Origin of the sequence: Nostoc sp. LPT, assembly GCF_017115165.1 — a bacterium.
GTDB lineage: Bacteria > Cyanobacteriota > Cyanobacteriia > Cyanobacteriales > Nostocaceae > Nostoc.
The window spans coordinates 19270-27588 of sequence record NZ_JABXKF010000018.1 but is presented as its reverse complement, the minus strand read 5'-3'; the positions used below and the strand labels follow the sequence as shown (position 1 = coordinate 27588).

Sequence of the window (8319 nt, the reverse complement as noted above, 5' to 3'; positions counted from 1 at the left end):
ATGGCCACAAACCACCCAATTGGAACCAACGGGTGAGGTCGCCTTGAGCTTCTGGACCCCACAACAGCAATAGGGAGTGTCCCATGCTGTCGGCGGGGGTGGATACTGCCACTGTCAGGAAGTTAGCACCTTCTAAGTAGGAGGAGGCTAATCCGTGTGTGTACCAAGAGGTGACGAAGGTAGTGCCGGTCAGCCAACCGCCTAGTGCTAGGAAAGCGCAGGGGAACAATAGTATCCCTGACCAACCTACGAATACGAAGCGATCGCGCTTGAGCCAGTCGTCTAGAACGTCAAACCACCCTCTACTGGGGGCGCGTCCAACTGCGATGGTCATTAGAGCAAATCTCCAAATGTTTATAAGTACAGGTTGTATCTCTATTATAGACGGCTATATAAAAGCCTTCCATAAGCAGAAAGTTAACCGGGTTGTTAACCTAGTTTACAATTTTTTACACACCTTTAATCATATTAGGTGTAAATTGCTAATTTTTCTAGGGGTTTTCTCATAAAAATTAATTTTTTATCCAAATGAGGTGGGGAGTAGGAATGGGGAGTCTTTCAAGGGCAGGTTTTTAGAAGTCGGCAGATGATAGGATAAATCATCGTGATACAAAATGCTTCATGAAAGGGTATTCAGGTTTAAACAGTTGGATAGCGATCATTAGCCAAAAGCTACCAGCTTGAAGGATTTATGTTTAATCGGGTTCAGTGCGCTGCTGATTTCTGTACTGGTTGAGACTTGGCTGACCGAAAACGACTCATGATACAAGCCCCTAAATTTATTATGGGGATCATTAATTTTGAATTTTGAATTTTGAATTTTGAATTTGGAGTGTACCCCTTTGGGGAAGCAAGCTACGCGCAGCGTCTCGTAGAGAAGCGAGGTGACTCGTCCCCGCGATCGCAGATATTTTAGGTCGGGTTGAGTCTGCGAAACCCAATAACACCAACCACTCTTCCACATTGTAGACACCCTTTCACTACAGATTACAGCAGTCATTGAGCAGTATCGTCATACGGAGGTAAGACTATGACCAACGCTCACATCACGTTGATCAATGTGATTGAGGTGCCAACTGAAGCGATCGAGCAGTTTATCAGCGATTGGAAGGTGGATATAGGATTTCATGATTCGCCAGCCCGGTTTTATCGACGGAGCGCTCTACCGCAGCTTGCAATCCGATGCGCGCTTTTGCTTTGTTAATGTCGCCCGATGGGAGAGCCAAGACGACTGGAAGGCAGCCATTGATGCCGGAGAGAAACACCGATCTGCCAAAGGGATCGACAGACTATCAAATTGGACTGACTTGGGCATCAAGGTCAACGCGGCTACTTATGATGAAGAGATACGTTACTGACGAGTGCGATCGCATATCTCGTAGCGATTGTACTTATGAAGAAATAAAATGCCAACCATCAAGGAAAATCAATTCTTGACAGTGCTGATCGAGTTTGCAGTCGATCCATCACCGCAGCAGGCATTTCTTGATGCGATCGCAGATATTGTCGAACAGCACTTTAAGAGTTACGCCGGGTTCGTTTCAGCGAATTTCCATGCGAGTGAAGATGGACAGAGGGTTGTTAACTACGCTCAATGGCAATCAAAACAAGTTTGGCGGGACTCGTTTCAGGCATCTAACCGTAATGAAGTCCAGACGGCTATCGACAAGGTGATTAGCCGCTATGGTGTCAAGACACTGAAAGTCGAACCCTTTGGCGTCATGCGAGTGATTGAGAATGCATAAACGCCCAGAAGGAGAAATTCATGACTGCATTACAAACAAAGGCAGAAGATGGGGTGAATGCCGAGCAGGTAATGGCGATTAAAATAGCATTGAAAGAGGCTGGAGCGCAAGCGGAGATTGTATCGAAATTCAAGGGTACGATTAACCGACAACGAATGAAGCCGTCGCCTCTAAGTTAGAGCAAGAGTACGGCATAACTATACTCACCAGTCTCAATCGTTCGAAAAGTATTAGAGCAGCTAACAGTAAGCACAAAAGTCCCCAATGCCCTCTTCCCTAGAATCAGTCAGCTGACGCTAAAATAAGTCCTACAGTTAAATTTAATTAACGCTAAATGTTTACCATCGACCTAAGCATCAAAAATACTGCTTTCCCAATCTCTGTACAACGTAAGTCAGCAGAGGATGCTGAGGCTGTCTATCAGCTAATTTTGGCAGCAATCCGTTCTGGGAACCCTGACATTGTAGAACTCAAGTGCGAGGGTAAGACAGAGAAAAAAATTGCTGTCCGCGCTAGTGAAATTTCTGGGGTGCAGATTGTTCAGAAAGATGGTACAACCCCTGGTGGCGGCAGACCACCTGGCTTTTTTGCTGTAGCTGCTGAGTAACCAAGGTTGACAAATGGCTCAAGTGGGCATTGAGGTCAAGGATTTAAATTTCAGTTGGCCTAATGGAGAGAAAGTTATTAAATCTTGCTCTTTAGAAGTACCCAAAGGTGAGTTTTGGATGCTCTTGGGTACAAATGGTAGTGGAAAATCTACTTTACTGAGACTGCTAGCAGGGTTATTAGCTCCTGAATCTGGCGAAATTCGGCTTTTGCACCCTGTTGGCTTTGTCTTCCAAAATCCGGATCATCAACTGGTGATGCCAACGGTTGGTGCTGATGTGGCTTTTGGATTGGTGGAAGAAAAGTTGCCACCTGCTGCTACTAGAGCCAGGGTTGAGGAGGCGTTAGGGGCGGTGAATTTGCTTACCCTGCAACGACGCCCTATCTATGCACTCTCTGGGGGACAAAAACAACGAGTCGCGATCGCAGGTGCGATCGCCCGTCGCTGTGAAGTCTTATTATTAGACGAACCCACTGCCTTACTAGATCCAGATAGCCAGTTGGATTTAGTTGCTGGTGTCCGTCGCCTTGTGAAAAGTCGAGGTATTACAGCCCTGTGGGTGACACATCGATTAGATGAGTTAAATTACTGTGACGGCGCTTTCTTGCTAGAAAAAGGCTCTCTGGTAGATAGCGGTGAAGCCCAACGTCTTAAGCAACGTCTGATGGAGGTACACAGCGAAGCCTCTTAATTGAGTGCTGAGTGCTGAGTGCTGAGTGCTGAGTGCTGAATAAATAAGTAAAATTCATTGTATTCAGCACTCCTGAATACTACTAAAAAAGAACTGTAACGCGCCTTTTAAACAAAGGCGCGTTTTAAGTTGGTGCGTCTATCTGAGGTTTGAGTTTTGTGAGGCTACCGTATTTTTTATTCTGTGTAACATAGTGTTACAGACAATGCATCAATTATTATAAAACTTATGAATGAATTTTGTTAACTCTAGAAAATTGTGATTAAAAACCATGCCCCGTTCCTTACTCGAAGCCGTTTTGTTAGTGGACGGCTACAATATCATAGGCGCTTGGCCTTGCCTTAAAAAAACGCGTGATAGCGTTGGACTAGAGGCAGCACGGGGCGAACTTGTGGAAGCGATGACTGGTTATAGTGCGTTTCAAGGTTACACAACTCAGATAGTTTTTGATGCCCAATATCAGAACACCTCTAGTAATAAAGAAGTTATTACTGAGCTTTTATCTGTTTATTACACTGATTTTGGGCAAACCGCAGATACTTATATTGAAAAATCCTGCGCTTCTTTTCGCCAGCAAATAGCTCAATCTTTGATTTCTCGTGTGATTGTTGCTACTTCAGATCGGGCACAGCAGCTGATGATACAAGGCTATGGGGCTGAATGGTTGTCAGCACAACAACTCTGTGGGGAAGTGGAAGCTACTGTCTGCCGGATGCGACAAAAGTATCATACGCGCAAACAATCTAAGAGTAGGTTTTTAGCTAATGCCATTGATGCTAAGGCGCGGCAGCGTTTAGCTGAATTACGAATGGGATTGTAGGTATTTAGTATTTAACAGTCTCTGCTTAAGTTCCTGAATAGATTTTGGCTGCAAAAATTCTATAAATTAAGTTTCTAAAAAAAATATTGGCGAAAGTACTTGCCAAATCCTATTTTTAGCCATAAGATTATAAATCGTGAGTGATCCTCAGTAGCTCAGTGGTAGAGCGATCGACTGTTAATCGATTGGTCGCTGGTTCGAATCCAGCCTGGGGAGTTTAGCAATTTTAGATTTTAAATTTTGGATTGTAAATTATCCATCAGAGGTTTGTGGTCGCTTGACTCGGCTTTTGGTAAGGATTTGGGCACAGATTTACAATACTTTTTGCAATACTTTAGAGCAGTATGAGTATTTGGCAAAGGTGCTAAAGGCGTTGCTCTGAGGTTAATCTGATTTCAGGAAACTGGCGATCGCATCAATGATTTGTTCTGCACTCTTAGCAGTAAACATTGAGCCAGCAGCCAAATAAATATTTTTGTCAGATACCAAGTTTAAGACAATATTATAACTGCTTGAACTTGTACCTGTTACTGTGTCAATTGCAACTGCATCCATCTTCAGCCCTAATATTTGTGAGAGTTTAGCTTCAATAACTTCTTGCCCAAGCCAACCTTTACGTTCGATAGTTGCTTTGTCAAGAGTTTTATCGAAAATGCAAATAATTATATTATTCATCAGCATATAAATAATGCAAACAGCACCACTTGCAATCAATAATAAACCTAGAGGATAAGTCCACAAACGAGTATCTTCATGAATAGTTAATTTTGGTTCTTGTGAGTTTTTAAGAAAGGTGTTGATTTGTGCAGCCATAGATTCCTTGTGAGTGCTGTCTGCATTTACTAAATCTATGTGAACTGAACCATCTCTCGTCAGAAGTACCAAGGGATAACTATTCCCAGCAGTCCTACTAGTGTCTAGTTTTGCAGCTAGCACCTCTTTGAGATTCCAAGTTTTAACTTGAGATTTTAAAATCCTCTTGGTGATTAATTGGCAACTTTCTTGAGTGGGTTTAACCCGATTACAAGTAAAAGTAGTTGTCTTTGCCAGTGTCGCGATCAATAAAACGCCTCCTGCCACAAATAGTCCACCAAATAACCAGTAGAGGATGGCTGCTGGCTTAAGTTGTAGTTTCAATAATGTTGGAGTTTGTTCTAAGATTTTGAGTCTCATTGTTGTAACTGTAGTCTTTACTCAAAGCAGCCCACACACGAAATTTAGATTTTTGCATAGCAAATTGAGATGATTTGGTTTTAAATCTCGTGTTAGGAATCATTGTGGCTTGTCATTATATGACAAATGCACATATATAAGAACTAGATCGCAAAGACATTATCGGGCTAGTGCTATTCTTTTAGGTGATTGCACTTAAGCTGAAACTAGGATAAACGCTTGACATGACTTCTGGAGCGCTGCCTGACAATCCTTTTGTGGCTGTGGGGATGATTGAATATCCCGGCTGTTTGTCGGTCGTAAAGATGAATTATACGCGATCGCATCTCGGATGAAGAGCGAGCCGTTTATAAGTATTAATTATGACATCAATAATTTCCTCATCGATTGAGATGTATTGTGTTTTCGTCTGCGATACGCGCTGCATCAAGCCAGAGACTTATCGCCCCCGTGGTCAGATATGATTGAGTTGTGGTTGTGTACACCCACAAATCCAGAACTTTGAAAAGAATTTGCAAAATATGAATTCACTCGAACCAAGCACAAGTACTGAAGTCCCTGCATCCAATGTTATGCTCCAGATGATTTCTGGCTTTTGGGTGTCACAAGCAATCTACGCTGCTGCTAAACTTGGTATTGCTGACTACCTTGAAGAACAGCCAAAGACATTAGAGGAACTAGCTGCAATCACTGATACTCACATCCCATCTTTGTACAGATTACTGCGTGCGCTTGCTAGTGTGGGTATATTTGCTGAAGATGAACATCATCGATTTGGCTTAACACCCTTGGCTGCTACTTTACAAACGGATGTTCCTGGTTCTTTGCGTTTTTTTGCCATTTCCGAACTGGGACAAGTGCACTACTTAGGCTGGGGTAATCTGCTACATAGCATCAAAACTGGCGAGATTGCGTTTGACGACATCGCTGGAATGAGTATTTGGGATCATTACGTTAAAAACTCCGAAGCTGGCAAGTTGTTTAATTGGTCAATGACAAGTCTAACAGCTTCCATTTTGGAAGCAATTATTTGCAGTTATGACTTTTCAGCATTCAACACTGTTGTTGATGTGGGAGGAGGTGAGGGCAGTTTGGTGACTAGCATCCTTAAAGCTTATCCGACTGTAAAAGGTATTATCTTTGATATACCAACGGTGATAGAAGAAGCAAAATCTGGCCTGCAAGCACAAGGTTTTGCAGACCGCTGTACGGTAGTGTCGGGGAATTTCTTTGAGTCAGTAACACCAGGTGGTGATGCTTACCTTCTTAAGCACATCATTCATGACTGGGATGACGAAAAAGCGATCGCTATTCTCAAAAACTGTCATCAGGCAATGTCACAGCATGGTACACTCCTGCTGTTTGAGACAGTAATTCCTCCTGGGAATGCATCTTCTTTTGGTAAGTTGCTTGACCTGAATATGCTAGTTATGACTGGTGGACGCGAACGCACAGAGGAAGAATATCAAGTGTTACTGCTTCATGCTGGCTTCCAACTTACTCAAGTTATTCCAACCCCGTCACCAATTAGCGTTATTGAGGCGCTAAAAATTTAAGGGATTGGCTTAATTTGTAATTCGTAATTCGTAAGGATTTCATTAATTTGGGATGGGTGGTTTACTTCCGTCGTGCTGTACTAGTAGTGTTAAGCGTCTACTCACTTCCTGAGAAGCTGTGGTTACAAACATCACTACTTTTTTTACAAACACTACGATTTTCGTTACCAACACTACGATTTTCGTTACAAATAAGATAATTTTCGTTACAAACACTAAGTTTTCATTACCAACGCTACAAGTTTGGTTAGCAACGCTACGATTTTCGTTACAAACAAGATGATTTTTGTTACAAACGCCATGATTTTGTTACAAACATCATAATTCTCGTTACAAACATCACGATTTTGTGCTGTAGTAGCTTTTTAAATTCAATTTAACTATGAAATATCACACTCAATAGAGGCAGGAACGCCAACAGAAAGCCATGCCAAGATTGCAATTGAGCTTCTGGCGTTGCTTCTGGTGGTGCTAATAAAGCTTCTACTCTTTGTTCTAAACGATCTGCACCAGAGGAACCTAATGCAGCACAGCAAATTTCCGATAAAACGGGACTGCTACTAACTACTAATAAAAGTGATTCCGCTAACACCAAAGGGTCTACCTGCAATGCTGCATAACCGTCGGCACGGAGTTCGCGCAAAGCTAACAATTCTTCCCATAAAGGCTCTGTATTCGGCAACCATGCTGTGCAAGAACGCACCCAACCCAGCCAGAAAAACCAGAACGTATCCCTGTAATGGTGATGCCCTTGCTCATGGGCTAAGACGCTTTCTAAATGAGCCGATGAGAGAGTTTGCACTAATCCTTGGCTAACCACTAGTTCTGGTTGCCAAAAACCGATTTGACCTGCAAACAGCGCCCCGGTTTGCAACAGTCTGGCTCGTCTATCGCCAACATTCACTAAGGGACAGTTACGGGCAGATTCTACAGACTGCCAACCTTGGAAAGCAAGTTTAATGCATGAAATGGCAAAAAATGCCAAATAAATTAATGCTAGTAAATAGCTAATTGAGCCTGTATACATCCCGCCCATTTGTCCTTGAGGCCCCATGAACAGCACAGCGATCGCAGTCATGAAAATTAGCAAAGGCGGAAAGAGAAACAAAAATAGCGATCGCTGCCAGCGGAGACTCCAATTACCTTGGCGTTGATTCCAGGAGGATCTTAACCACCAAGCAACTGCCAAAGCATTCAAAATCATTATTAGATGCATCATTGTTCCTCCCTGGCTTGGCGTGCAGATTGAATGCGTTTAGCGATCGCTGCTATTTGCTCACTAGCTGCTTCATCCAGACTATCAGCAAAAGCAGCAACAACATCGGGATTCCCCACCGCCAAAAATCGCTGTAACTGCTCGTGAGCTTTGATGACTTCTGATTGCTGCTTACTCAGCATTGGCCGCCAATAGAATGCCCGCTCTTTCTTGTCACAAGCCAGCCAACCTTTATCAGTAAGGCGACGTAAGACGGTGGTGACAGAAGTATACGCTAATTCGCGGTTGGGATCGGCGAGAATGCGATCGTGTACATCCTTGACTGTGACTGAACCAAGTTCCCAGATGATATTTAAAATTTCTGCTTCCAATGGGCCTAAAGATAGTTGTTTAGGGCGGTAGTCAGGTAAAGGTGCCATAGCGATTTTCGATTTGGGATGAGCAAAGTAGAGGTAAAAATTTTAGTTTCTATTTGGCTTTAGTCAGGATGCGTAGTGGTGCTAACTTAGAA

Annotated in this window: 10 protein-coding genes, 1 tRNA gene and 1 pseudogene; 8 read left to right on the top strand and 4 right to left on the bottom strand. The window is 43.1% G+C overall.

The genetic code is table 11. The features are described from left to right. A pseudogene (locus tag HWQ58_RS03500) lies at window positions 1-334 on the bottom strand (photosystem II D2 protein (photosystem q(a) protein)); the annotation flags it as partial. 793 nt (window positions 335-1127) lie between these two features. Here HWQ58_RS03500 and HWQ58_RS03495 point away from each other — a divergent pair. From HWQ58_RS03495 to HWQ58_RS03465, 7 genes are all read left to right on the top strand, one after another. Then, the gene (locus HWQ58_RS03495; RefSeq protein ID WP_292857788.1) at window positions 1128-1358 is read left to right on the top strand and encodes an antibiotic biosynthesis monooxygenase; all 231 of its coding nucleotides are present in this window, start codon (window positions 1128-1130) and stop codon (window positions 1356-1358) included. A gap of 48 nt (window positions 1359-1406) precedes the next feature. After that, window positions 1407-1745, top strand: a complete 339-nt coding sequence (locus HWQ58_RS03490; RefSeq protein WP_292857786.1) for an antibiotic biosynthesis monooxygenase — start codon at window positions 1407-1409, stop codon at window positions 1743-1745. A 20-nt stretch (window positions 1746-1765) separates the two neighbouring features. Then, complete coding sequence (locus HWQ58_RS03485; RefSeq protein WP_292857784.1) at window positions 1766-1924, top strand: hypothetical protein; 159 nt, start codon at window positions 1766-1768, stop codon at window positions 1922-1924. A gap of 155 nt (window positions 1925-2079) precedes the next feature. After that, window positions 2080-2352: a hypothetical protein gene (locus HWQ58_RS03480; RefSeq protein WP_292857781.1), complete on the top strand. Its 273-nt coding sequence runs from the start codon at window positions 2080-2082 to the stop codon at window positions 2350-2352. 13 nt (window positions 2353-2365) lie between these two features. Further along, window positions 2366-3043 carry an ABC transporter ATP-binding protein gene (locus HWQ58_RS03475; protein ID WP_292857778.1) on the top strand — a complete coding sequence of 226 codons (678 nt, stop codon included), beginning with the start codon at window positions 2366-2368 and terminating at the stop codon, window positions 3041-3043. A 271-nt stretch (window positions 3044-3314) separates the two neighbouring features. Continuing rightward, complete coding sequence (locus HWQ58_RS03470; RefSeq protein ID WP_292857775.1) at window positions 3315-3863, top strand: NYN domain-containing protein; 549 nt, start codon at window positions 3315-3317, stop codon at window positions 3861-3863. Window positions 3864-4007: 144 nt separating this feature from the next. After that, window positions 4008-4079 (top strand) — tRNA-Asn (locus HWQ58_RS03465). Between the two features lie 168 nt (window positions 4080-4247). Here the strand turns inward: HWQ58_RS03465 and HWQ58_RS03460 are convergent. Next, a complete protein-coding gene (locus HWQ58_RS03460) occupies window positions 4248-5036 on the bottom strand; it encodes a hypothetical protein (protein WP_292857772.1) in 789 nt (262 codons plus the stop codon). A gap of 521 nt (window positions 5037-5557) precedes the next feature. Here HWQ58_RS03460 and HWQ58_RS03455 point away from each other — a divergent pair. Further along, entirely contained in the window at window positions 5558-6592 is a 1035-nt protein-coding gene (locus tag HWQ58_RS03455; RefSeq protein ID WP_292857769.1) for a methyltransferase, read from the top strand. A 376-nt stretch (window positions 6593-6968) separates the two neighbouring features. On the opposite strand, the gene HWQ58_RS03450 is transcribed toward HWQ58_RS03455, so the two are convergent. Both HWQ58_RS03450 and HWQ58_RS03445 read right to left on the bottom strand, forming a co-directional pair. Next, on the bottom strand, window positions 6969-7808 hold the full coding sequence (locus tag HWQ58_RS03450; protein WP_292857794.1) for a M56 family metallopeptidase: 840 nt from the start codon (window positions 7806-7808) through the stop codon (window positions 6969-6971). Further along, on the bottom strand, window positions 7808-8227 hold the full coding sequence (locus HWQ58_RS03445) for a BlaI/MecI/CopY family transcriptional regulator (RefSeq protein ID WP_292857766.1): 420 nt from the start codon (window positions 8225-8227) through the stop codon (window positions 7808-7810). Before HWQ58_RS03445 ends, HWQ58_RS03450 begins: the two co-directional genes overlap by 1 nt. Window positions 8228-8319 lie beyond the last annotated feature (92 nt).

Coding starts and splice junctions, on each gene's coding strand:
- HWQ58_RS03445 (WP_292857766.1), bottom strand. CDS start 8,227: ATGGCACCTTTACCTGACTACCGCCCTAAACAACTATCTTTAGGCCCA.
- HWQ58_RS03460 (WP_292857772.1), bottom strand. CDS start 5,036: ATGAGACTCAAAATCTTAGAACAAACTCCAACATTATTGAAACTACAA.
- HWQ58_RS03450 (WP_292857794.1), bottom strand. CDS start 7,808: ATGCATCTAATAATGATTTTGAATGCTTTGGCAGTTGCTTGGTGGTTA.
- HWQ58_RS03455 (WP_292857769.1), top strand. CDS start 5,558: ATGAATTCACTCGAACCAAGCACAAGTACTGAAGTCCCTGCATCCAAT.
- HWQ58_RS03470 (WP_292857775.1), top strand. CDS start 3,315: ATGCCCCGTTCCTTACTCGAAGCCGTTTTGTTAGTGGACGGCTACAAT.
- HWQ58_RS03495 (WP_292857788.1), top strand. CDS start 1,128: ATGATTCGCCAGCCCGGTTTTATCGACGGAGCGCTCTACCGCAGCTTG.
- HWQ58_RS03475 (WP_292857778.1), top strand. CDS start 2,366: ATGGCTCAAGTGGGCATTGAGGTCAAGGATTTAAATTTCAGTTGGCCT.
- HWQ58_RS03490 (WP_292857786.1), top strand. CDS start 1,407: ATGCCAACCATCAAGGAAAATCAATTCTTGACAGTGCTGATCGAGTTT.
- HWQ58_RS03485 (WP_292857784.1), top strand. CDS start 1,766: ATGACTGCATTACAAACAAAGGCAGAAGATGGGGTGAATGCCGAGCAG.
- HWQ58_RS03480 (WP_292857781.1), top strand. CDS start 2,080: ATGTTTACCATCGACCTAAGCATCAAAAATACTGCTTTCCCAATCTCT.